At 58.0% G+C, this 21866-nt stretch carries 23 protein-coding genes and 3 pseudogenes; 11 read left to right on the top strand and 15 right to left on the bottom strand.

The annotated features are described in order from the left end of the window. Nucleotides 1-43: 43 nt before the first annotated feature. The 4 genes and pseudogenes from PGC08_RS07315 to PGC08_RS19565 form a co-directional block, all read right to left on the bottom strand. On the bottom strand, nt 44-1240 hold the full coding sequence (locus tag PGC08_RS07315; RefSeq protein ID WP_271709855.1) for an NAD(P)/FAD-dependent oxidoreductase: 1197 nt from the start codon (nt 1238-1240) through the stop codon (nt 44-46). Nucleotides 1241-1404: 164 nt separating this feature from the next. Beyond that, a complete protein-coding gene (locus PGC08_RS07320; protein WP_271710047.1) occupies nt 1405-1830 on the bottom strand; it encodes a GntR family transcriptional regulator in 426 nt (141 codons plus the stop codon). A 129-nt stretch (nt 1831-1959) separates the two neighbouring features. Further along, nucleotides 1960-2145 (bottom strand): annotated as a pseudogene (locus PGC08_RS07325) (GntR family transcriptional regulator); the annotation flags it as partial. 208 nt (nt 2146-2353) lie between these two features. Further along, on the bottom strand, nt 2354-2455 hold the full coding sequence (locus PGC08_RS19565) for a hypothetical protein (RefSeq protein WP_442868161.1): 102 nt from the start codon (nt 2453-2455) through the stop codon (nt 2354-2356). Here PGC08_RS19565 and PGC08_RS19570 point away from each other — a divergent pair. The 3 genes and pseudogenes from PGC08_RS19570 to PGC08_RS07335 all read left to right on the top strand — a co-directional run bounded on the left by PGC08_RS19570 (nt 2450) and on the right by PGC08_RS07335 (nt 4037). Then, nucleotides 2450-2698, top strand: coding sequence for an integrase core domain-containing protein (locus PGC08_RS19570; protein WP_442868162.1), 249 nt, complete (start codon nt 2450-2452; stop codon nt 2696-2698). The two genes, PGC08_RS19565 and PGC08_RS19570, sit on opposite strands and share 6 nt — an antisense overlap. A 42-nt stretch (nt 2699-2740) precedes the next feature. Continuing rightward, nucleotides 2741-3220: pseudogene (locus PGC08_RS07330) on the top strand (cbb3-type cytochrome c oxidase subunit I); the annotation flags it as partial. A gap of 517 nt (nt 3221-3737) precedes the next feature. After that, entirely contained in the window at nt 3738-4037 is a 300-nt protein-coding gene (locus PGC08_RS07335) for a hypothetical protein (RefSeq protein WP_271709856.1), read from the top strand. 207 nt (nt 4038-4244) lie between these two features. On the opposite strand, the gene PGC08_RS07340 is transcribed toward PGC08_RS07335, so the two are convergent. Genes PGC08_RS07340 through cmtR form a run of 4 tightly spaced genes read right to left on the bottom strand, consistent with a single transcriptional unit; the run spans nt 4245 to nt 7870 of the window. Next, nucleotides 4245-4871 (bottom strand): vitamin K epoxide reductase family protein, encoded by a 627-nt coding sequence (locus tag PGC08_RS07340; protein ID WP_025777896.1) that lies wholly within the window; start codon nt 4869-4871, stop codon nt 4245-4247. Then, nucleotides 4852-5472 carry a DsbA family protein gene (locus PGC08_RS07345; protein WP_271710048.1) on the bottom strand — a complete coding sequence of 207 codons (621 nt, stop codon included), beginning with the start codon at nt 5470-5472 and terminating at the stop codon, nt 4852-4854. The genes PGC08_RS07340 and PGC08_RS07345 overlap by 20 nt, the downstream gene beginning before the upstream one ends. Before the next feature lie 26 nt (nt 5473-5498). After that, the gene (locus PGC08_RS07350) at nt 5499-7496 is read right to left on the bottom strand and encodes a heavy metal translocating P-type ATPase (RefSeq protein WP_271709857.1); all 1998 of its coding nucleotides are present in this window, start codon (nt 7494-7496) and stop codon (nt 5499-5501) included. Then, nucleotides 7493-7870 (bottom strand): Cd(II)/Pb(II)-sensing metalloregulatory transcriptional regulator CmtR, encoded by a 378-nt coding sequence (cmtR, locus tag PGC08_RS07355; protein WP_271709858.1) that lies wholly within the window; start codon nt 7868-7870, stop codon nt 7493-7495. Before cmtR ends, PGC08_RS07350 begins: the two co-directional genes overlap by 4 nt. 224 nt (nt 7871-8094) lie before the next feature. Between cmtR and PGC08_RS07360 the strand changes: the two genes are divergently transcribed. Further along, nucleotides 8095-8646, top strand: coding sequence for a TlpA family protein disulfide reductase (locus PGC08_RS07360; RefSeq protein WP_271709859.1), 552 nt, complete (start codon nt 8095-8097; stop codon nt 8644-8646). Next, nucleotides 8643-9422: a cytochrome c biogenesis CcdA family protein gene (locus PGC08_RS07365; protein ID WP_009885369.1), complete on the top strand. Its 780-nt coding sequence runs from the start codon at nt 8643-8645 to the stop codon at nt 9420-9422. Before PGC08_RS07360 ends, PGC08_RS07365 begins: the two co-directional genes overlap by 4 nt. 149 nt (nt 9423-9571) lie before the next feature. On the opposite strand, the gene PGC08_RS07370 is transcribed toward PGC08_RS07365, so the two are convergent. The 4 genes from PGC08_RS07370 to PGC08_RS07385 form a co-directional block, all read right to left on the bottom strand. Further along, nucleotides 9572-11497 carry a cytochrome c oxidase assembly protein gene (locus tag PGC08_RS07370; RefSeq protein ID WP_271709860.1) on the bottom strand — a complete coding sequence of 642 codons (1926 nt, stop codon included), beginning with the start codon at nt 11495-11497 and terminating at the stop codon, nt 9572-9574. A gap of 91 nt (nt 11498-11588) precedes the next feature. Next, the gene (locus tag PGC08_RS07375; protein ID WP_271709861.1) at nt 11589-12128 is read right to left on the bottom strand and encodes a copper resistance CopC family protein; all 540 of its coding nucleotides are present in this window, start codon (nt 12126-12128) and stop codon (nt 11589-11591) included. A 464-nt stretch (nt 12129-12592) separates the two neighbouring features. Further along, nucleotides 12593-13546, bottom strand: a complete 954-nt coding sequence (locus PGC08_RS07380; protein ID WP_271709862.1) for a cytochrome c oxidase assembly protein — start codon at nt 13544-13546, stop codon at nt 12593-12595. Nucleotides 13547-13673: 127 nt separating this feature from the next. After that, nucleotides 13674-14660, bottom strand: a complete 987-nt coding sequence (locus tag PGC08_RS07385; RefSeq protein WP_442868163.1) for an arsenic resistance protein — start codon at nt 14658-14660, stop codon at nt 13674-13676. A gap of 187 nt (nt 14661-14847) precedes the next feature. On the opposite strand from PGC08_RS07385, the pseudogene PGC08_RS07390 reads away from it, so the two are divergent. The 4 genes and pseudogenes from PGC08_RS07390 (at nt 14848) to PGC08_RS07405 (ending at nt 17474) form a co-directional block, all read left to right on the top strand. Beyond that, nucleotides 14848-15443: pseudogene (locus tag PGC08_RS07390) on the top strand (recombinase family protein). A 136-nt stretch (nt 15444-15579) separates the two neighbouring features. Beyond that, nucleotides 15580-15996, top strand: coding sequence for a Mu transposase C-terminal domain-containing protein (locus PGC08_RS07395; RefSeq protein ID WP_271710050.1), 417 nt, complete (start codon nt 15580-15582; stop codon nt 15994-15996). After that, nucleotides 15983-16888, top strand: a complete 906-nt coding sequence (locus PGC08_RS07400; RefSeq protein WP_180959270.1) for an AAA family ATPase — start codon at nt 15983-15985, stop codon at nt 16886-16888. The genes PGC08_RS07395 and PGC08_RS07400 overlap by 14 nt, the downstream gene beginning before the upstream one ends. Further along, nucleotides 16848-17474 (top strand): recombinase family protein, encoded by a 627-nt coding sequence (locus PGC08_RS07405; RefSeq protein ID WP_271709863.1) that lies wholly within the window; start codon nt 16848-16850, stop codon nt 17472-17474. Before PGC08_RS07400 ends, PGC08_RS07405 begins: the two co-directional genes overlap by 41 nt. Nucleotides 17475-17510: 36 nt before the next feature. Here the strand turns inward: PGC08_RS07405 and PGC08_RS07410 are convergent, their stop codons facing one another. Further along, a complete protein-coding gene (locus tag PGC08_RS07410; protein ID WP_333937881.1) occupies nt 17511-17864 on the bottom strand; it encodes a hypothetical protein in 354 nt (117 codons plus the stop codon). A gap of 229 nt (nt 17865-18093) precedes the next feature. After that, the gene (locus PGC08_RS07415) at nt 18094-19404 is read right to left on the bottom strand and encodes an ISL3 family transposase (protein WP_271709865.1); all 1311 of its coding nucleotides are present in this window, start codon (nt 19402-19404) and stop codon (nt 18094-18096) included. Nucleotides 19405-19627: 223 nt separating this feature from the next. Here PGC08_RS07415 and PGC08_RS07420 point away from each other — a divergent pair, with 223 nt between their 5' ends. Further along, on the top strand, nt 19628-19888 hold the full coding sequence (locus tag PGC08_RS07420; RefSeq protein ID WP_271709866.1) for a hypothetical protein: 261 nt from the start codon (nt 19628-19630) through the stop codon (nt 19886-19888). A 93-nt stretch (nt 19889-19981) separates the two neighbouring features. Further along, nucleotides 19982-21097, top strand: a complete 1116-nt coding sequence (locus PGC08_RS07425) for an HNH endonuclease family protein (RefSeq protein ID WP_271709867.1) — start codon at nt 19982-19984, stop codon at nt 21095-21097. Nucleotides 21098-21127: 30 nt separating this feature from the next. Here PGC08_RS07425 and PGC08_RS07430 read toward each other — a convergent pair whose 3' ends face one another. Then, nucleotides 21128-21823, bottom strand: coding sequence for a response regulator transcription factor (locus PGC08_RS07430; protein ID WP_096160864.1), 696 nt, complete (start codon nt 21821-21823; stop codon nt 21128-21130). Nucleotides 21824-21866: the final 43 nt, after the last annotated feature.

Consider the following 21866-nt stretch of genomic DNA (forward strand, 5'->3'; position numbering starts at 1 on the left):
TTCCTCCGGAAGAATCGAGGTGCTGTGTGGCGGGTTTGAGCGCTTAGGCACGTCCCTTGAGGATGAGGTTCCAGTACATGGCGGGCAGTCCATAGCGCTTGAGGTACCACATGTCCCGCCGTTCATGTGTGGTGTCGATGAGCGGGATGCTCGGTGCCGGTTGCATGCTGTAGTCAAATTCGGCCAACAGCATGGTCCGGCGTGATGTTGTCAGCGGGCAGGAGGCATACCCTTCGTAGCGCGCTCTCAGCGGACGACGTTCCATGGTGGCCAGAAGATTGTCGACCACGACTGGGGCCTGCTTCCTAATGGCGGCACCAGTCTTCGAGTTCGGTGACGAGCCGGCGTCGCCGAGAGAGAAGATCTCGGGCCAGCGCACGTGTTGGAGCGTGTTGGGGTCGATCTCGACATAGCCATTTGGGTCGTCGGCCTTCGCCACCGGGCTGGCCTTGATCCAGTCAGGAGCTGACTGCGGGGGTACGACGTGGAGTATGTCGTAGTTGACCTCATCACTGCTCTCATTTGCATTGTCCGTGATGGTCACCGTCTGTGCGGCTGGGTCGATCTCGGTGACTTCGCTGCTAAGTCGCACTTCGATGCCGTACCGTTTGACCACCTTGTCAAGCTCCTTGGAGAACACAGGAACGCCAAACATTGCCGGAGTCGGCAAGACCAGTACGATCCGGATCTGGTCGAGGACGCCTTGCTGGCGCCAGTAGTCGGCGGCGAGATAGGCAATTTTCTGCGGTGCTCCGGCGCATTTGATCGGCCCGGAGGGCATCGTGAAAACGGCAGTGCCCTTGCGCATGCCCTTGATGAGCTTCCATGTCTTCGGCGCTAGGTCGAACAAGTAGTTGCTCGAAACGGTTGGTGTCTTTATAGCCTCGGCCATGCCAGGAATCCGATCCCAGTCAAGCTGGATTCCCGGGGACACAACGAGATAGTCGTAGCTGACTTCAGTCTCGGAAGCTAAGGTAACGGTGTGCTCGTCCGGGTGGATTTGGGCCACCGCGTCCTTGATCCACGCCACTCCCTGCGGCATGACCTCCGCCTGCGGGTGCGCACTCTCGCTACGGTCAGCCATCCCACCGCCGACAAGAGTCCACAACGGCTGGTAGTAGTGTTCGGCTCCCGGTTCGACAACTGCAATGTCTTTCTGGCCGGCGTTACGCAAACGGGCCGCCACACTGAGACCGGCATTGCCTCCGCCGATGATGACGACTCTATGGTGCATGCCCATGAATGCTACCCCCTGATTTACTGAAGGTGGTGCCACCGATCAGGTTGATGACGGTGGCATTTAACAGAGCAATTCGAAATCAAAATGTCTGCAGACTCTTAATGTACGTACATTCTGTGCGTTTGTGAACCCCCTTTGAACTCGGGCTGCATCAACAGCAGGGATCAAGGGTAGGTCGTCGAGACGGTAAAGCGGTCACCGCGGATGACGGTTTGCCTCCATTCGATGGCACGGTCACCGATCCGACCGATTCGCTCAATGTAGAAAGCAGCCGCCCCAGGGTCGCAGCACAGCGCGCGAGACTGCTCGGCATTGAGATTAATCGAGTGCAGGGTTTCATTTCCCGACGTCAGAGTCAGCCCGCAGCGGCGCTGCAGCGATTCGTAGAGGGCGGTGTTGCTCAGGTCCATGTCGAGGACTCCGCGCGCTTCGGGGGCCAGCCAGACCTCGTCTTCGGCCAGAGGTTCTTCATCGGCATATCGGGTTCTGACGATATGGACGAGTTCAGTCATCGGCTCAAGGTCCAGATGGCCTGCAGCCTGGGGCGACGTCGACATCTCCGCAGAACGGATGGCACTTCGCTGGCTCATGTGGGCACTTCTGACGGCAGCAAAAAGACTGTAAACGGGACCATACGCGTGTTCCTCGGCGACATGAACGACACGGGAGGCCTGGCCTGGCTGGGCGGAAATCGTGCCGCTGCGACGCAGTGGATCGAGTGCGGCTCTGATAGTCGCGCGGCTGACACCGTACTCTTTCGCCAGTTCGAGTTCGCCGGGAAAGATCCCGCTACTGAACTCACCTGCACGTATTCTAATTTCGAGATCGTCACGGACTGCCGCCCATAGCGGACGCTGTGTCTGTATCCGACTGCCAGCCGACGGGGGTTCTGATGACATGACCATGTCACCAGTGTGCCTGAGTTCGACTCAGATCATTTTCACATTCCTTTTGCGAGGTACCCCGGTCAGTATGCCGAAGACGTCGATCGATCAGGATCAGCACGCATCACGTTCGATGTCGACGAGGCAGTCTTCATGGTCGTAAAGCACTTGTCAATCCCCGGGTTTGATGGAGAGTTTTCTACTTGGAAGTGGTGTGCTCCAACACGAGTTACGCAGCCCGTGACATCGTGCTGAAATAGTTCGCTCGAAACGTTGTGGGAGTCGCGCCATCGAGTGCTCCGTGTGGTCGATACGTGTTGAACCAGTGCACCCACTCCGCCGTAGCGATCTCGACATCATCAATGCCCTTGCTGAGGCCTTGAACTCGGTTTACAAAGCTGAGTTGATTGGTCGGAAAGAGTGGTCGGGATTGATCGAGGTGATGGCAGAGACGTCGAAATGGATCGGGTGGCACAACTGGCAACGACTGCATTCAGCGATCGGATACCGGCCGCTATTCGAAGCTCACGCGGAGTGGACCGACCAGGGCGGTACCACGAGTGTGTCTGCATAGAAAACCAAGACAAACAGCCTCTACGAAATTCAGGGCTTGACATTCGCCGGATTCTACTTCTGGTGGCCAAAGTGGACCGGCAAGATGCTCAACGAAAAGCTCGGACACATCCACTTCTGGATCCTATTCATCGGCTTCCACACCACCTTCCTCATTCAGCACTGGCTGGGCGTTAGCGGAATGCCACGTCGCTACGCCGACTACCTTCCACAGGACGGGTTCACCTGGATGAACCAAATTTCAACAATCGGTGCTCTATTGCTAGGTCTGTCAATGGTTCCGTTCTTCTGGAACGTGTGGATCACCTCGCGCAATGCTCCGAAGGTCACAGTCGACGATCCTTGGGGTTATGGCGGTTCTCTGGAGTGGGCGACTTCCTGCCCACCTCCACGCCACAACTTCACATCCTTGCCGCGTATCCGTTCGGAACGTCCGGCATTTGATGTCAACCATCCGGAACTGCTCGAATACGCCGGGCACAAAACCGCCGGATCACAGAATGACGGAGATAGCATCAACTGACATAGTTGGTCTAGCGGCTGCGCTATCGACTGATACAAGACCCGGCATGGCAAGGGCGACACATGGTTGCTCAGCTAACCGATTCACTGGAGGGAGATCATCTAACAGGCCGCTGCATTTGGCTGATAGCAGTTGCTGGAATAGCTGTGACTTGAATCACTACTTCGTGGGCTGGGGGGGGGGGGGGGGGGCAGTGAGCTACCGTAGCCTTCGAGGCGCTCTCGGCCATGCCCATTCGTATTCTTCCTCTGCTTGACAGCTCCATGCCCGGCTAAGGGCTTTCGGTCTCGGTGCCAACGAGGTCTCTGCACTAGTTGACAAGATACGCCACGAACAGTCCTGTCCCATCGACGAACTCGGGGCAACCATGAGCCATTGCGGTGCCGCGCAAAGGCTGACTCGTAAAGTATGGGAACATTCCGGGCACCGAGTCTGAGCCGGCCAAGCAAAGTGGCAGCCCATCGAAACACTGACACCTAGGAAGCAAGAACAAACCCTTGAAGCCGCAGCAATCGCGATGAGCCTCCTCGAAAATGGCAACTTGACCTGCCAAGGGCGCGAGGCCGGATTATTCCTCCCTGAACCCGACACCTCTATCGATCCGGGGCAACCACAACGGAGGGCATCGCCTGGGTGGCAACCGAAATCCCTTGGCCAAGCTCTTCACGATGCCGTCGAGGAAGCCAAAGCCAATCCTGATAGTGCCCGACAGCTCTTTGACTTCATGACCCTGTACCGCCACGACGATGAGTACGTGGACCGGGTTCGGACCAATTTCGCCGACCTCGGGATCGAACTCGACGATGTGTCACAATAACTCCCGTCAACACCGTCTGCGACACCTAGAATAATTAACGGGTTAAGTGACAAAATCTGATGAGCGGTGGACAGTCGGCCGATATGTCTGTGAGTTGCAGAGGTAGATGGCGGTCCTTTTACAGACCAAAATGGCAGCTCTGTTGGCCAAGTCCCTCCGCTGCGTATCGAGACTACCTAGTGCGGTGACGCCTCGATGCGTTGAGGGTCAAACGAGAGTGGTCCAGTAGTCCCAGAAGCGGTTGGCGATCAGAACGATGATGAGGAGGAACCAGCCAGTCAGGATCGCTCCCCGGTATTCATTGACCAGAGTGATCCACTTTTGTCCCTTGCTCAAGGATCTGAGGTTTCGGGTAGTGGCGTACCAAAAGATGGGGATCGTCACTGCCCACACTGCCATGCAGTAAGGACACAGTGCCCCGATGACGTACAGACTCTGATAGATCAACCAATGCACGAATACGACCGCGAACGTTACACCGATCTGAATGGTGCCCCAATACCAGGCTGTGTATCGCCCTCCAGCGAGAAGACCTGTGCCGATAGCTGCGACGATGGCGAAACCTGCGACGCCGATGATCGGGTTCGGGACACCAAAAGCGGCGGCTTGCGGAGTCCCCATTACCGACCCGCAGGAAAGGATCGGGTTGACGTTGCAGCTGGGGATGTAATCCGGATTGGCTGCTAGTGTCATCTTCTCCACCAGCAAGACCACAGCCGCTATCAACCCGATGAGCCCGCCGACGACGAACAATGCTCCCAGGCCACGAGACGACTTAAACGCGGTTTCTTGTGTCTCCCTGTTGTTGCCAGTCTCAGTCTTCGAGGGCAGCATCGAAGGCCTCCTCCAGGTCAGTGACGCTTTCGGGTTGGAGCTTCTCGCCGTCGAGGAAGAACGTTGGCGTGCCGGTGACACCGAGGGCCTGCCCGTCCTTCTGACCCTGCTCAACGCGCTCGAGTGTAGCCGGATCATCATAGGATGCGGTGAACTGGTCCATGTCCAGGCCGAGTTCCTTAGCGTAACCAGAGAACTTCTCGCGTTGTGATGTCTCCTGGTGGCCCCATTCGTCTACCGTTTCGAACAAACGTTGATACATCGCCTCGAACTCGCCCTGTTCAGCAGCCGCCTCGGCGGCCAGGGCTGCGTTGACGGAGTTGTTATGTAAGGGCATATGTCGCACGACGAATGTGACACGGTCCCCGTATTCCTTTCGCAGGTCCTCGATGACCGGGTAAAGAGACAGGCAGCCTTCGCACTCGAAATCAAGGAACTCCACGAACACTGCTTCGCCACCCTTAGACAAGCGGGGGCTGTCATCGCGGACCAGTAAGTCGGCGGTGTCTGCACTGGTGGGAGCAGTTTCCGGTTCTGGTTCGTTGCTGTCGTCATTGAACACCAGCAGACCGGCGAGGACGAGGGCGGCGACGCCGATCATTGCTAGGGAGATTTTCACGCTGCGGCTCAACGGTCGCTCGCTTTCACTGGGGCAGTCGAGGACGGAGTGCTTCCGTCCCTGACATCGGATGGGTAGATACGGCGTTTCGGGCGGGCGGTCCTGACGCCGTTGAGGATCACGACCACCTCCGCAACCTCATGCACCAGCACGACAGCCGCGAGGCCGAGAACACCGAACAGGGCCAACGGAAAGAGGACCACAATGATTGCTAAAGCCAAGACGACATTGGCAGTCATGATCGCTCGGCCCTTCTTGGCATGTGCCAGGGCATCGGGGATCAACCGCAGGTCGGTGCCGGTGAATGCGACATCGGCTGATTCCACTGCAGCTGCAGATCCGCTCACACCCATTGCGATGCCAACGGTCGCCGAGGCCAAGGCGGGGGCGTCGTTGATGCCGTCCCCGATCATCACCGTCGGTACCTGAGCGGTGGAAGCGCGGATACGCTCGGCCTTGTGCTCAGGTAATTGCTCGGCATGGATCTCATCGATGCCGGCCTGAGTAGCTATCGCCTCGGCAGTACGGGCGTTATCACCGGTGAGCATCACTGTCGAGATACCCTGTTCACGCAGAGCCGCAATCGCCTCAGTCGCCTCAGGGCGCAACTCATCTCTGATACCGATGATTCCACCGATCTGATCATCGACTTCGACGACGATAATGCTCATGCCCTGATCGGCTAGCTCGGCAGCCTGTGTGGTCAATCCGTGAGGGGTGATCCACCGAGGGCTGCCGACGCGCACCCTACGGCCTTCCACTGTTCCAGAGAGACCGTGTCCAGGAAGTTCTCGGACCTCAACGGCCTCCAGGCGGGTTGGTGTGGCGGCGCTGATGGCCTCAGCCAACGGGTGGGTACTCGTCGCTTCCAGTGCTGCGGCGAGATCGAGAACTTCTGCCTCCGTGTAGTCGTTACTGGTGTGGGTGGCCACGACACGAGGCTCGTTGCGAGTGAGAGTGCCGGTCTTGTCGAACGCGACCCGGCGAATGGTGCCAAGCTCTTCGAACGCGGCACCAGACTTGATGACGACACCCAACTTGCTCGCCGACCCGATCGCGGAGATCACCGTGACCGGCACCGCAATCGCCAACGCACACGGTGATGCTGCCACGAGAACCACGAGAGCGCGTTCGATCCAGGTACCCGGGTCGCCGACGACGAACCCAAATGCGGCGATCAGTACGGCGGCAATCAGCACGAGCGGCACCAAGGGCCGAGCGATACGATCAGCCATGCGGGCACGCTCACCTTTGTTTGCGTGTGCCTGCTCGACCAGATGCACGATCTTCGTCAACGAGTTATCACGCCCGTCGGCACTGGCCTCGATGCTGAGAGTGCCCGTGCCATTGACTGACCCGGCCAGGATTTTGTCTCCAGGGGCGACCTCGATCGGGATCGATTCTCCCGTGATAGCCGAGGTATCCACCCACGATCGGCCAGAGGTCACAATCCCATCAGTGGCGACTCGCTCCCCAGCACCGACAAGCAAAACGTCGAGCTCACGGACGTCTGCGGCCGGGATCGTCTCTTCGCCAGTCAATCGGGAGATGCGGGCAGTGTCGGGGATGAGTGAGAGCAAGGCACGCAGCCCCTGCTGTGCCCGGTCCATTGCCCGGTCTTCCAGCGCCTCGGCAACAGAGAACAAAAACGCCAACGCTGCTGCCTCTCCGATGTGGCCGAGCGCGACAGCACCGATCGCGGCAATCGTCATCAACAGCCCCACACCCAAGCGGCCGCGACCGGTGGCTGTGAACAAACGCTTCAGCGTGCCGGGCACGAATGTCCACGCGCCGGCTGCTAAGCCAAGTGCGAACACGACCAGTGCCGGAATCTCCAGACCGATCCATTGCAGAATCAGGCCAGTGGCCCACAGAAGCCCGGAGGCGACCGGCAGCGCCAGGGAGCGATCGCGCCACCACGGTGGCACCTCCTCGTGCTCAGCGACCTCGTCGGCGTCGACTGGGCCTGGGGGTGCGTCGTCGGGTCCGCAGCATTCGCGGCTCACTGCAGGGCCGTCGCTACGGGCTCATCATGAGGCGTGCAGCACCCGGGGACGGAGCATGCTGGATCAATGCAGGGTTCATGTTCGTCGACGGCCAGCGTCACATCAACCAGCGCCATCAGCGCGGCAGCAAGATGGGGATCTGCAATCTCATACCGGGTCTGTCGACCCTCTGGTTCAGCAACGACGATCCCGCAACCGCGCAGGCAGGCCAGATGATTCGACACGTTCGTCCGCGACAGCCCCAGGTCACGTGCCAATTGCGCGGGATAGCCAGGCCGATCCAGCAGGGACAGCAGAATCCGTGACCGTGTCCCATCTGCCATGGCCCGTCCCAATCGGTTCATCACATTTACACGAGAAGCTATAGTCAGCATACAATGACTATACATTAATTGCTGACCTTTCCGCGGAGGTTATTGCCGTCGATCTTGCCCATGTGAGTGACGGTGGAAGTAGCGGGAACCATGTTTCTACATAACGTAGAATAACGTCGAATAACTGTTACCTCAAGGAGGCCCAGGTGCGAGACGCGTATGCACAGCGATCCCGAATCCATACCTTCTCCCGTCTGGCTTATGGGAGCGCTGTTCTAGCGGTCATGCTGGCAGCGATCACCGGATGTGCACCCGCCAACAAAAGTACCGAGGACACTTCCGGATCAAATGATCAGGGGTATGTGTCAGGCACGGGAGTCATCACCCAGATCCCCGAATCGAAGCGCTCAACACCCGTGAAGCTGGCTGGAAACACGACAAACGGGGATGACTTCGACTTGCAAGAATGGCAGGGCAGCCCAGTGATATTGAACTTATGGTACGCAGCATGCCCACCATGTCGAGAAGAGGCACCAGACCTTCAGGAAAGCTACGAATCCTTCCGCAAGGAGGGAGTGCACTTCCTGGGCATCAATGTCCGAGATGAAGCTGCCGCGGCCAACGCATTTGCTCGACAATTCGGCATCACTTACCCCTCCATGCTCGATAAGGAAGGTCAGGCGGTAGCGGCGTTGAGCGGTCTTCTGCCTCCTCAGGCTGTGCCTTCGACGGTGGTTCTCGATTCCAAGGGTCGTCCTGCTGCTCGTGTCGTCGGGATCGTCGATCGCTCGACTCTCGACGGCCTTATTTCCGATGTAATCACCAAGGACACGTGATCGCTGTGGCAACGATCGGTGAACAGTTCTCACAGATAGCAAGCTCGGGCCCGATGCTGCTGGCGATCCCGATTGCCGTGGTTGCCGGGATCATCTCGTTCCTGTCGCCATGCGTGTTACCACTGGTGCCTGGCTATCTTGGCTATGTCACTGGACTTGCTGGGAAGTCACTCGAAGATCAGAAGACATTCCGCGTGGTTATTGGTGTGTTCTTGTTCATGCTCGGCTTTTCGGCTGTCTTCGTCTCAATTGGACTCGTCTTTTCTCTCACGGGAATACTTCTCAGCGCCTGGGCGGACGTGATCAATCGCATCATGGGTGCAATCGTCATCGTGGCGGGGATCATCTTCATGGGAGGGTTGAGTCTTCTCCAGCGGGAGTGGCGTATCAAGAGTCGCCCCCAGGCGGGACTGTGGGGAGCACCGCTTCTCGGCGGAACATTCGCGTTCAGCTGGGCCCCGTGCATGGGGCCGACATTAGCGGCAGTGCTTGCGTTGACGACCAGTTTCGGGCCGACAGGATCCGGTGCCTTGCTTCGCGGAACCATATTGACCCTCAGTTATTGCCTGGGTCTTGGCATTCCCTTCCTGCTTGTCTCTTTGCTGCTCATCAGAGGCGGCGGTCGCATGAGGTGGGTCAAAGATCACCATGCAGCAATTACCCGTGCCGGAGGTGCCGTTCTCATCGGAATCGGAATACTGCTGATCACTGGAGTATGGACTCAATGGGTCAACGGACTGCAGGGTCTCATTGGCGGCTTTTCCACCGTGGTCTGAGACGACCAGTCACAGACACATCTGAACGGGCTGAAGGGGCTCACTCGACGACCGGTCGCGTCAGGTGCGGTGCATTGTGCGGCAACGACTACGACGTTTGTTCTTCGCAGGAGTAGTTGCGCTTCGTCATGGTAAACCGCTTCATTTGATCAGCGGGAGGCATCAGGTAAGGACCGGCTGGTGTCTGTAGCACCGGTGGAAGTTGAGCGGGATTTGTACGAAACGAACGTGGCGAGCACTACTGCCAGAGGCGCAACCCCGATCAGGAGAACTGCCGTGCCTGCATTCTGCTGATCGACGGCGATTGCCGGGCCCCATGTGCGGGCCAGGCCGGCGAACCAGTCCACTTCGAGAACGGGACTCACACCGAAGGCGAGCATATTGGCCCAGAGCAGGAAGATACCTGCGACCCCAGCAATGGTGAGGATCTGCCGGAGACGTGCTCGCGGCTTGGTTCGAGTCCGCATGACCGTGGCCATGAACCAGAATCCGATGACCAGGAAGTACAGATTGGTCACTTGGTGGGCGATCCAGAAATCTAATGCCAGTCGCAACAACGGAGTGTAGTAAAGCAGGGTAAGCGACAGGACTAAAACTGCACCGCTGAACAGCGGATTCCTGACCACTGCGCCAACTGACGGGGTGCTTGCCTCGATCCATTCCCTCGGTCCTCGGCTACCATCGGTACGCCGGGGCACGCTCAGGCGCAGCAAGTCCAGAGGGGCTCCTACCGCCAGGAGAAGTGGAATGAGCACTGCGAGGGCCAGGAGCATGACGGTGTGGGCGCTGATGAGGACCATGCCGTAGATCGTTGGGGCACCACACGTGACATAAACCAGCAGGACAATGCCAGTGAACCAGCTGGCGGTGCGTTTCCGTGGCCATTTGTCTCCAGTCATGCGAGCCTTGCGCACTCCGAGGAGATAGACGGCGGCAGCAGTGAGTATGAACGCTAACCAGAGCCAGTCCCACCGCCATTCGCTGAGCCACCGGTACCAGGTCAGGGCCGGTGGCATGGGATAGCCGGTGAAGACTTCGGCGGGGGTGATCGCTGGCTCGAGTTCAAGCGGGACAGGAGGGGCTGTTCGTCCCAGTGCCGCGGTGACGCCGATGACTCCACCCATGATAAGGACTTCGGCAATGACCAATCGCCAGGCAAGTAGTGTGCCGGATCTGCTTCGGACTTGGGTCATGGCCCATTGGCGATGGGCGAATCCGATGGCTCCAAGCAGCAGGGTTGCGGAGAACTTGATGACGATCAGCTGACCGTAGCGGCTCAGCAGCCCGTCCCATTCGCCGAGGCGGAGGGCAGCGTTGATCACACCGGAGCCAAGGACGAGGAAGAACGCCACGCCGGCCAGTGCAGAGAAGCGGGCGATCACCGATTTTGTCACAAGCGTGGTACTCGTTGAGGCCAGCACGGGGATGGTGACGGCAAGTGCTGCAACGCCACCAACCCAGACAAGGACTCCGAGCCAGTGCACAGCCAGCGCACCGACACCGGCGTAATGGTCGTCGCTGCCTGCAGCATGACCGATCAGTGAAATGGGGACGATGGCAGTCAGCGCGAGCAGGGCTGTGCATGCCAGGCCGGTGGTGGAGCGAAAGAAGAAGGCTAAGTTGCAAACGAGGAAGGCAATGACGGTGATTGCAGCCCAGGCTTGCCCGACGATGAGGTCAGTGAGGAAGTAGGTCAGCTGACTTAAGAAGGCCGCACTACCCGATACTGGCTGGCCCACGAGATTGGCATAGGTCAGCACCGTCACCACCACCACTGAACCCAGCCACACGAACGATGCGGCGACGGCAACGGTCCGCACGAGAGTGAATGCCGGATGGGCAGCCGAATCCTCTTCTGCCGTGTCAGTGTCTTTGGACGGAACGAGTGTTGCCGCGAAGATCAGGCAGCCAACGACCACCCCCAACACCAGATGGTGCACGGTCAAGGCGATCGGTAGCGCCCAACGCACAAATGCCCCGGGGTCCAACGCCTCACGTTCTGCTGCCGCACCGGAGAAGGCCGCACTTGCTATGACAGCAGCGACGGCAACAGCCAGAGTAGCCAGAAGCCACACTATGGATTGCCAGCGCCCGCTCATGGCCCGACGACCGGGAGTAGCACTATTCATCAGTGTGGCCTCGCCGCTCAACGTGCTGTTTCATGTTTCATTGCCTTTTATGCTTCTGTTGCAGGACGAGCGTGACGATAACGAGCACCGCTGCGACAAAGAGAAGGATCCAAACGACGATGAAGCTCGCGGGGAACTTCAAGTCCTCTTCGTCAGCAGCCTGCGCGGTTTCCGTTTGCGAGGGTTCTGGGGCCGAGGAGTCGTTCTCTGTCTGTTTGGGGCTAGGGGCCGAGGAGGGGCTGGCACCGTTCGTCGCGGTGAAGGAGAACGTGCCGTCGATCGGATGAGAATCGGACGAGACCACTCGCCAGGTCACTGTGTATTCTCCGGCAGGCGCCCCGGACTTGATGGGTTGAACAGCGGCGTCGCCATCGATTTCGACATCTCCTTTGGACCAGTTCGTGCCTGAAGAGTCAGTGATTTGGATCTTCGACCCCATCGACAGTGGAGTATCACTAAACGAAATTTCGATGGCCTCGGGAGCGGTACTGAGTTTCTGCCCATTTTCGGGGTTTGTCCCGGTCACGGCTTCGTGTGCCGAGGCTGGTGCGACAGGCAGCAGGAAAGCTACCAACACCAGTGCAAGAACGGTTAACATCCGGTTCGTGGGTCGCGTGATCACTGTGAGCGCCAATTTCTACCTCCTGTAGACAACGGGATTAGAGTACCAGTGCTGGGGTCTGGGACCATCCGTGACTACTCCTCTTAAGTGCCAGTGCACGGCTTTCGATCGCCTCTGTGGGTGGCCAGGAGTGTCACGTTGTGTCCGTACTGTCGAACAGCGGCAAGAAAGGCATGAGCCGCCACCGACCAGGGCCACAGATTCGCTAGTTCGCCACGTTCACCCGCGTGAGGCCGAGGTCAGACACTACGGCGTGGCAGGAGACCGGTCGGTTCTTTACAGCGACACAGAGGGCTATAGTCAGCATTCACTGACTATACAGTACATGCTGACTGTGCGAAGGATGCAGGAATGCGTTGACTGGGAAATAGAACTGAGCTGTACCAAGTTTTACTCATTATGGGAGTGCGTTTGGGTGTTCAGATCGTGACCTCACCGCGGTTTAGTGCCTTGAGGTATTCGTTGTAGGCATCAAGGTCTTTGTCTCCGTGAAGTGCGACTTCGCGATCACGGACTGCATTGTTCTTCGACTCCTGACGAGACCAAGTAATGAGTACGACGAGGAGAATCGCTACCGCTGGCCCCTCGCCGTAGGCCCAAGCAATACCACCCGCAAGCTTCTGGTCCTCCATTACGTCTATGCCCCAGTTTGCTGGCATCTGGGTGAATCGGTCGACTAAAGGCAGGGTTGCCATCATGACAATCACACCGAAGAACGCGTGAAGGCCGGCTTCGAGAAAAGAATGAAAAATCCGTACAACGTGAGACTCGGGCACAGGAAGCGGGTCTGCCGGAATGAGCGTCGCATTGAAGATGATTCCAGTGAAGAGGAAGACGAGTTCAAGGCCGATATGGCCACCAATGCCTGAGCTCAGCACGAAATTCGCAGCATTCGAGAGGTAGAGGCCATAGAAGAGGACGAGGAATAGAGGAATCGAGAACAGTGGATGGACAACGACCTTGCCCACCCACGAGCGTAGACCGAAGATTGCGAGTTTGAGGACGATTCGCCCGGGTAGATTCCGCGGTGACGAACGTAGAAGAAGGGTCCCTGGGGCACCAAGGAGTAGAAGAGGTGGTACAGCCATCATGAGCGTCATCTGTTGGAACATGAAGACTGAGAACATTACTTGCCCGTATCCTTCGATGGCCAGCCCCATGACTGCAGCTAGCAGCAGGCAACCGAGGAGGAACAACACTCCCCGCCAGACCGGCCAGCGACGTCCCCGGATTGCGAGTCGAATCCACCCGATGATGTAGAACAGGGCGAGAATCCCGGCGAGGACGGGAATGACCGGGATTGGTTGTAATTCGAAGCCAAGGAAGGTCTCAATCGAGGGGGCTTTGGTGGGAACCCAGGTGAAATCTGCCATTGAATGTCCTTCCTCGGCGTCTTAGAAATGGACGCGCTTCTCACCAAAGACTACGCGCCGACCCTACGCAGTCGAGAACAAGATCTGCTGGCTGACAGTCGGTCACTCGTCAGGACTTTTGTCGATGCTAAATGGGGGTCGTTGGTGTGTGCTGTGTGACGATACGCGGAATCACTTTGACGTAGACAACCATTCCGACAAGCTCCACTAGTGTCTGAGTGACCACTACGAGGGCCACCAAAGTGAACGGCTCCGGTAGCGCCAATGCTAGCGGCAGCACGACCAGTGAGTTGCGGGTGGCACCACTGAAAACAGCCGCCCGCGTACTTCCGGTATCAAGCCTGAAGATCCTTGAGGTGGCTAGGCCTACCGGGACCATGACGATTAAGAATGCTACGTAGATCGGTACGACGGTCCATAGTGAGGCGACCTCTTCTCCCACGCCGACGATTTGGGACCCGACAACGATGGCGAGGGTACTCATCATCAAGGGCACCATTAAACTCTCCATCGTGGCCATAACGGCCCTACCAACCCTGTTCCTTGCGGCCAGTTTCTGTGTCATGGCTGCCATGGCAAGTGGAATAATGATCAGAATAACCAGCGCTTCAACGAACGGTTTCGGGTCGACGGCTGAGACAACCTCGGGTCCGATGAAGATCAGCAGGTAGGCCGGGAGTGCCACCATCTGGGCCAGCATCAAGATCGGAGCTGTTGCGAGCAGGCGATCGCTCGATGCCCCCGCCAGGCCGGAGAATACAATCACGTAGTCGATGCAGGGAGTCAGTAACACTAGGAGTACTCCCACAAGGAGTGCTTGGTCGCCCGCGATGAAGCGTGAAAGGCCGAAGACGATGAGTGGAACGAAAACGAAGTTTAAGGTGACCGTCGCTCCTATGAACCGTAAGTCGCGCACGGCTCGCCCAATCGCGGCGAAAGGAATTCCCAAAAACGTCGCATAGAGAAGCAATCCAAGGACCGGGTTGATCCAGTGTTCCAGCGTCTCGGACGTGGAGGGAACCAGCCAACCGAACACACCACCGGCAACAATCGCCAGCAGATACAAACCGATCTGTCGGCGTTCCATCGTCTCGACGATACCTTTCATGCTCATCGTGCCAAGTCTAATTCTCTGGCGTTGGCTGCGCTTTCATCGCGACGTTCCAGTTCCTTGGTAGTGGGACACCGAGGACGAGCTACCTCATCGATCGGGCCAGGGCCTGATTTTCCGTCCCATAAGTAAGGCCCAAATCAACGTCCCATCCATTCCGTACAGACACGAATATTGGTACGCTGGGCGCATGGAATTGGGATACGCGCGGGTTTCGACGGTCAAACAAGACTTGGATCGACAGATCGATGCTCTGGCCCAGACCGGCATCGCGGCCGAACGGATCTATGTGGACAAGAAGTCTGGGTCCACGGTCGACGCCCCGGACTGCGTGCAGTCATGGAATACGCCCGCGACGGAGATGTGATCGTCGTCCACACTCTCGATCGGCTCGGGCGAACGGTGCGCGATACTCTGAACCTGATCCATGACCTCTCCGAACGCAACATCGGTGTGCGCAACCTCGCCGACCCGATCAGAGTGGACTCGTCGAACCCGGATGATCCGATGGCGCAGCTATCGGTCGAATCCTGCCTGGCCGGTCTGCGGCCTGCCAGATGTGCTCTATTCCGATCACGGCTCGGACTTCACCTCCGTCCGCCTCGAACGGGTTTGCCTGGACACACAGATCCAGCTCATCCACTCACGCATCGGCGTTCCGCAGGGGCGAGGAAAGATCGAGCGGTTCTATGGCTCCATCACCACCGAGCTCTTGCCGCACCTACCCGGGTATATCCCGCACGGAACGAACGGAGAACCCCTCACGGACCCGGCGTTCAGTCTTGAGCAACTCGACGCGATCCTGGAAAGATTCATCGTCACCGAATACAACCAGCGCCCCCATTCGGAAACCCACCACGCGCCCGTCCACCGCTGGGCATCCTCCGGCTTCATCCCGCGCGCCCCGGCGCGACCGGAGGATTTGGACCTACTTCTGCTGACTGCGGCGACTACAAGGAAGGTTCAACGCGACGGGATCCAGTTCGCCTCCACCCGGTATGTCTCCCCGGTACTGGCCGCCTACGTCGGTGAACAGGTCACCGTCCGGTTCGACCCGCGCGACGTCGGCGAGATCCGCGTCTATTTCAACGATGACTACCTCTGCCGCGCGATCGCTCCCGAACTCGCCGCCGAGTCCGTCTCGCTACGAGAGCTGCAGGCTGCCCGGTCGCAACGTCGCCGTGACCTCAAGCGACAGTTACGCCACCGCCGCAGCCTCGCCGACGCGCTACCCACCGATATCCGTTATGTCCCCCCGCCTGAACCACCCGAAGCGGAACCAGTTGACGTCGACGAAGCCCCACCACGACACGGATTGCGTCTCTATGCCACCGACTGACCCAAAACACAGTCTCCTCAGCAAAGACGATGATGGAAGCCGATTCCTTTTCGGCGATTTCGGGGAGATCAACTCCAGCGCTCCGCCACGGCCGGACTTGCCACCGTTCCAGACAACTCATGAGCATCGCCGCTTCGCAGAGTTCGCCGACGCGGTGCGCACTCATCGCTATATTGGCCTGTGCTGGGGACCACCTGGGGTCGGCAAGACACTTTCCGCCCGGCACTACTCCGGTGTCGATGACTGGGAACAATGGGAATCCCTTTTCACCGACACCCTCGGCCCTGTGCCGGAACGCGTTCTTGAGGCCCGCACCGCGTTCTTCACCCCCACGGTCATGGCCACCCCGAAACAAATAGACCAGAGCCTGCCCCGAGCATGCCAACGCATTTCCTTCGCCGTCGACTTCGCCGAGCACGGCATAGTCGACCCCTACGTTCATACCGAGTCCCGCTCCAGTGGACGCACCGAGCTGCTGATCATTGACGAAGCCGATCGTCTCAAGGCCACCGGCTTTGAACAAGTCCGTGACTACTTCGACCATCACCACATGGGCGTCATCCTCATTGGCATGCCGGGCATCGAGAAACGCCTCGCCCGCTATCCGCAGCTCTACAGCCGTATCGGCTTCGCCCACGAGTACCGCCAGTTGAGCGCGGATGAACTCACCGCAGTCTTGGCCAGACGACTTCCTGCTGAAGGCGATGCAACCGATGGTGGCGTCGCCCACGCAACCGCGATCGCGACTATCGTCCGGATCACCGCAGGCAACTTCCGCCTTGTCGACCGTTTACTCACCCAGATCGAGCGCGTGCAGACTGTGAACAATCTGAACGAGTTGACACCCGAGGTTGTCGAGGCCGCGCGGCAGGCTCTCCTCATCGGCCACTAAACGCCGTGAGAAACGTGCCATTTACCGCTGCGACTCACACAGCACTGCCGACCAGAACCCCAGCCGGCAATACGAAACCATCGGCCAGTGTGACAAGACGTTCGAGGACAAACTCAGCGGGAAGTCCCGCGCCAACCGCACCGGTCTTAACGACCTCATCGACTACGCCCGGCAGGGCGATCACGTTCGCGTTGCCTCGCTGGATCGTCTCGGCCGAGACACCCGAGATCTCTACTCAATCGTCGACGCTCTCACGAAAAAGGGCTGCACGATCACTTTCATCTCCGAGGGCATCACTGTCTCCAAAGACGGCAGCTCCCCCATGCAGGAGCTTTTCCTCACGTTTCTGTCGGGCATGGCGCAGTTCGAGCGCGCGAGGATCCTTGAGCGGCAGCGCGAGGGGATCGAGCTGGCCAAGACTCAAGGCGTCTATCAGCGCAAGCTCAACGAGGAAGACGTTGAAGCCTGCAGAGCGCTGGTGGATATGGGAATTTCCGTTGCTGAGGTAGCTCGCCGCTATGACGTTTCCCGCCAGACCCTCTACAACGCGCTCAACAGTGCAGGAGCCTACTCGCAATCACGATAGTCGGTATTCGCCTACAGGAAGATCGTCATGCGAGTATTAAAAATGCACTGCCTCTGGAAGTTCTACGGCAACGAGCGTCCCCTGGTCGGAGAATATGCAGCAAGCCTCCAGATCACTTAACGTGCTTCGCAGCAGTATTTCCTTTTCCACGCTCCCAGATTCAGCCTCGCCAAAATACAGCCGGTCATTCAAAAAGGGTAAAGTAACGTTGCCTGCAGTTCCGCCACTCAACTTATGTAGCATATCTTCAGAGAAGTACTTTTCGTAAGCCAGCATCTCGATTCCGATAAACTTTCCATCTTCTATAAAATCAACGTTGACTTGCGGATCATTACGAGACACTGAGTGCAGTGTGATAACAGGACGATTTTGAAAATCTGTTTCGCCCATACTGAAATACGATATCTGATTATCTGGGTCTAGAGTATAGTCAAAATTCACGGAATCGGCCCCCCCTCTAATTATTACAGGCGCTTGACGGTGACGCATGCACCATTATTATTAAGTGAGACAAGTATAGTCTTATCCTGATATTGCCAAGTCCCATGCTCTCTGTCCTTGTATGCCTTGCGCCAGTTATTCTCTACCACTGACTCAGCGTGACCCTTGCTTATGTGGCTCATCGTAATTGAGAGTGTAGAACCGGTCTGAAGCCACCGGACTCGAGCAGACACCTGGCGATGTAGTGGGTGATGTTACGGAACCCCAGAGCAGACCCGCGGAGATGTTCAAGCCTGCCGTTGATCGCTTCAGTCGGACCATTGGACGTTCCCGGTCGGCTGAAGAACGCGAGCACATCAGCAGCTCGACGCTTCAGAGTCCTTCCCAACCGTTTGAGCTCAACCAGCCCTGTCGGCAGTTTCGTCGTCAGTGCGTCGATGACCGTTCTCAAGAGCTTCTTGCCCTCGTTCCGGTCGGCGATTCGGTAGGCGTTCACAATGTCTTGGTAAACAGCCCAGGTGACTTCGACTTCGGTGAAACTCGAATCGGCGAACAGGCCTGCGATCCTCTCCTGCTGCTTCGTCGTGAGCAGATCAGAGCCTGTGTGCAGAGTCCTCCTCGCTCGATACAACGGGTCCTTTGCTCGTCCACGATGGCCAGTTGTCTCCTGCTGAATACGACGACGAACATCATCGAGAGCATCACCGGCGAGCTTGACGGCGTGGAAGGGGTCCATGACTTCGACAGCGTCGGGCAGTTCCTCAACTGAGGCTGTTTTGAAGCCGGAGAATCCGTCCATCGCGACGACGTCGATGCCATCACGCCAGTCCTTCGGACGGGCTTTCAACCATTGCTTGAACACCTGTTTCGACCGGCCGGCCACCATGTCGAGCAGACGTGCTGGGCCTGTGGCCTGGCTGATCGGGGTGAGGTCAATGATGACGGTGACGTACTTGTCGCCACACCGGGTGTGCCGCCATACGTGCTCGTCAACACCAATGACGCTGACCCCGCCGAAACGGGTCGGGTCGTTGATCAACAGCCGGCGACCTTCAGCGAGGACGGCGGAGTTCGCGGTGTGCCAAGACACGGCGAGTTTGCTTGCGATCACGGACACGGTGTCGTGGTCGATGACGAGAGCACGCAGCGCCCAGTCGAGGCCGGTTCGAGAGATCTTCGCTCGTGGTGGTGCCGCAGCTGTGGTGTCTTGACGCCATGCGCGGCCGCACTCGATGCATTTGTAACGGCGGAGGCGAATATGAAGCGTAGTCGGCCGGTGGCCGAAGGGTTCGTGGGCCAGCTGGCGGACGACGGTGTCGCGAATGATCCCGTGGCCACCGCACCGACGGCACCAGTCATCAGCAGTGTTGGGCTGGCATTCCAGGATGGCCTTGTGCCCGGTGATGTGCTGGCCGATGCAGGCGAGGTCGAGGGTGTCGAGTCGGCAGAATGTCGTGAGGTCAGGGGTCGAGAAAGTAGGCTTGGCCATGTCGAGGTCTTTCGGATGGACTGTGTGAGAACTTCCATCATCGGAAGACCTCGACGTCTATCCGGGCAGCGACGCGCCGTGTTCTGGAATCACCGATCTACACTCTCAATTACGAAGAGCCGGTATTCTCCAAGCCGCCAACATCATCGACCAACTGCTAGACGACCCCGAGACGATGAGGAGCTTCGGGGCATATAACGTCATCGACTATCTCCTGAATCGCGTGAAGATCATTCGTATGCCGATTGATCGCGGTACGGATCTGAACAAGTATTTTGAGATCATGAATACGCGAGGGGTGCAGCTCAGCGCAATCGACATCGTCAAAGCTCGACTGATGCGCCACCTCAGTGATCCCCACGACCGGTCGCTACTCGGTCAAGTTTGGTCGGCCTGTTCGGATATGGATCACTATGTCTCGATGAGCCTCGTGTCAGGCGATACCGTCAAACGTAGGGCTGTATTCGGCAGTGACTGGGAGTAACTTCCACCAAATGATTTCGGCGAGCTCCGGCGGCGACTGCTTGGCACAGACTCTGATGTCAGCAATCCGTCCGTCGACTCTCAACCTCTGTCTATGACACTTGACGACGCGATTGCAGCGTACTCACGAGTCAACGAAGTGGTAGACACGGACGAGGCGGAAGGCGACAATCGCTTTACCTCACAGATCACGTTTCCCACGCTCCTTCTCCACGCTCTTGCGATTCGCAGGCCCGAATCAGTTGCAAATCGAGAAGATCGCCAGCTCGACGACAAACTGTTGGTCAGCAGATTCACCGAACGGCTCGCAAAACTGCCACGATCACAAAAGGCAAGTTGGGTTCAGGACTTCACGACCGATCTATTGCGCATCAGGTGTCTCTTCGATCGGTTCATCCTCAAACGCGATGCGACATTGGGCGCAGGAAATGAATCAACAACGGACGAAGAACCAGGTAACTGGTCACTCTATCGTCTCTCTCGCGGCGAGTCGGTCAGCCGTGGCAGCAGGCGCGATTCGCCACGGTATCTGCCGAGTTTCTCGAGCGAAGAGAATGGTTCTGATGCAGCTGATGTCCAGCGGAAGGTCATTCTCCTGCAGTCAGCTTTGCGAATTACATACACGTCTCCACGCACCATGCACTGGATCACCGAAGCTCTCAGCTTCGTGGTGCGACATGCTGATCTGAATCAGGAAGTCACGGCACAGGGCTTCCTCAATGTGCTTGAGAATTTTGCACTCGATCGTCTGGAGGCGGCGATGGCGCCAGACCCTGAGAAGGTCGACGTTGACCCGAACGGACATCCTCTTGGATTCGGAATCCCGCGAATCATGTTCACTTATCTCGACTATCTGCTAGTTGAAGAGATGAACGAGCCGTCCTTCACATTCAGTTACCGGACCTCAATTGAACACTTTTCACCTTCAAAAGAGGATGTCGAACATGCCTCAACAGCGACGCATGTTCAAGACCGTGATCTTCTTAATTGGTTCGGAAACCTTGCACTCGTTACCGTGAGCACAAACTCAAAATTCAGCAATAATTCGCCGAGGGAGAAGGCCAACAATCGCCCAGCGCGTAGGCAGAGTCTGAAGCTCAAATTGATGGCTCGCCGTGCGGAGACAAGCAGCTGGAACGATGATGACATCAAGGCTCACCACGAGAAGATGGTGGGGGTTTTGCAGAATGCTCTTGCTCAGCGGCCCTAGCATGGACCTTCTCTGTTGGTCGGGGTCGGCTCAGCGCTGCTGACCGGTCGCCCCAACATTCCCCATCCGAGCTCGCTCCACGATGACAGCGATGTGCACGCGGTTGCTGGTGTCCAGCTTGATGTTGATGCGGTTGAGATGCGTCTTCACAGTGGCGGTGCTCATAAAGATGGAATCGGCGATTTCCTGGTTCGACAGCCCCTGAGCCACGAGGACCGCAATCTCAAGCTCCTTCGCTGTCAGATCAGCCAGAAGCTCTGTCGCCTCGCGCTGCTGACGCCGATCCTGGCCCGTCGTCACCTTGGAGATCAGCTGCTGCATTGATCTCGGGGAGAGAATCGGTTCGCCGATATGGACCTTGCGGATCGACTCTGCCAGAGCCACAGGAGCGACGTCCTTGAGCAGGTAGCCGGCCGCACCGGCCTCGAGGGCGCGGAAGAGATAGTCATCGGTGTCGAAGCTCGTCAGCGACACGACCTTGGGTGGACGAACACTGTTGACCAGCCGCTCAATCGCCTCGATGCCGCCGATGCCTGGCATACGGATATCCATGAGCACGACATCGGGGAAATGCAGTGCCACCTTCTCCAGTGCCTCTTCGCCACTCGACGCAGATCCGACGACTTCGATGTCTTCGGCGGCTTGGAGGATTCCCCGGATCCCGGTGAGGACCATCGCATCGTCATCGACGACGAGCACACGGATCGGGGCAGCATTCTGGGTCATGATCGACACATTACCCGAGGGCAATGACACCGATAGTCCAGCC

It is taken from the genome of Brevibacterium sp. BDJS002 (assembly GCF_028201555.1).
GTDB classification, from domain to species: domain Bacteria; phylum Actinomycetota; class Actinomycetes; order Actinomycetales; family Brevibacteriaceae; genus Brevibacterium; species Brevibacterium aurantiacum.

Excerpts from the sequence above, each read along its gene's own strand:
- PGC08_RS07425 (WP_271709867.1), top strand. The coding sequence starts at position 19,982 with ATGACACTTGACGACGCGATTGCAGCGTACTCACGAGTCAACGAAGTG.
- PGC08_RS07320 (WP_271710047.1), bottom strand. The coding sequence starts at position 1,830 with ATGAGCCAGCGAAGTGCCATCCGTTCTGCGGAGATGTCGACGTCGCCC.
- PGC08_RS07340 (WP_025777896.1), bottom strand. The coding sequence starts at position 4,871 with ATGCTGCCCTCGAAGACTGAGACTGGCAACAACAGGGAGACACAAGAA.
- cmtR (WP_271709858.1), bottom strand. The coding sequence starts at position 7,870 with ATGCTGACTATAGCTTCTCGTGTAAATGTGATGAACCGATTGGGACGG.
- PGC08_RS07385 (WP_442868163.1), bottom strand. The coding sequence starts at position 14,660 with ATGAGCATGAAAGGTATCGTCGAGACGATGGAACGCCGACAGATCGGT.
- PGC08_RS07335 (WP_271709856.1), top strand. The coding sequence starts at position 3,738 with ATGAGCCTCCTCGAAAATGGCAACTTGACCTGCCAAGGGCGCGAGGCC.
- PGC08_RS07415 (WP_271709865.1), bottom strand. The coding sequence starts at position 19,404 with ATGGCCAAGCCTACTTTCTCGACCCCTGACCTCACGACATTCTGCCGA.
- PGC08_RS07410 (WP_333937881.1), bottom strand. The coding sequence starts at position 17,864 with ATGGGCGAAACAGATTTTCAAAATCGTCCTGTTATCACACTGCACTCA.
- PGC08_RS07345 (WP_271710048.1), bottom strand. The coding sequence starts at position 5,472 with ATGATCGGCGTCGCCGCCCTCGTCCTCGCCGGTCTGCTGGTGTTCAAT.
- PGC08_RS07315 (WP_271709855.1), bottom strand. The coding sequence starts at position 1,240 with ATGGGCATGCACCATAGAGTCGTCATCATCGGCGGAGGCAATGCCGGT.
- PGC08_RS07380 (WP_271709862.1), bottom strand. The coding sequence starts at position 13,546 with ATGGCAGATTTCACCTGGGTTCCCACCAAAGCCCCCTCGATTGAGACC.
- PGC08_RS07400 (WP_180959270.1), top strand. The coding sequence starts at position 15,983 with ATGCCACCGACTGACCCAAAACACAGTCTCCTCAGCAAAGACGATGAT.
- PGC08_RS07430 (WP_096160864.1), bottom strand. The coding sequence starts at position 21,823 with ATGACCCAGAATGCTGCCCCGATCCGTGTGCTCGTCGTCGATGACGAT.
- PGC08_RS07360 (WP_271709859.1), top strand. The coding sequence starts at position 8,095 with ATGCTGGCAGCGATCACCGGATGTGCACCCGCCAACAAAAGTACCGAG.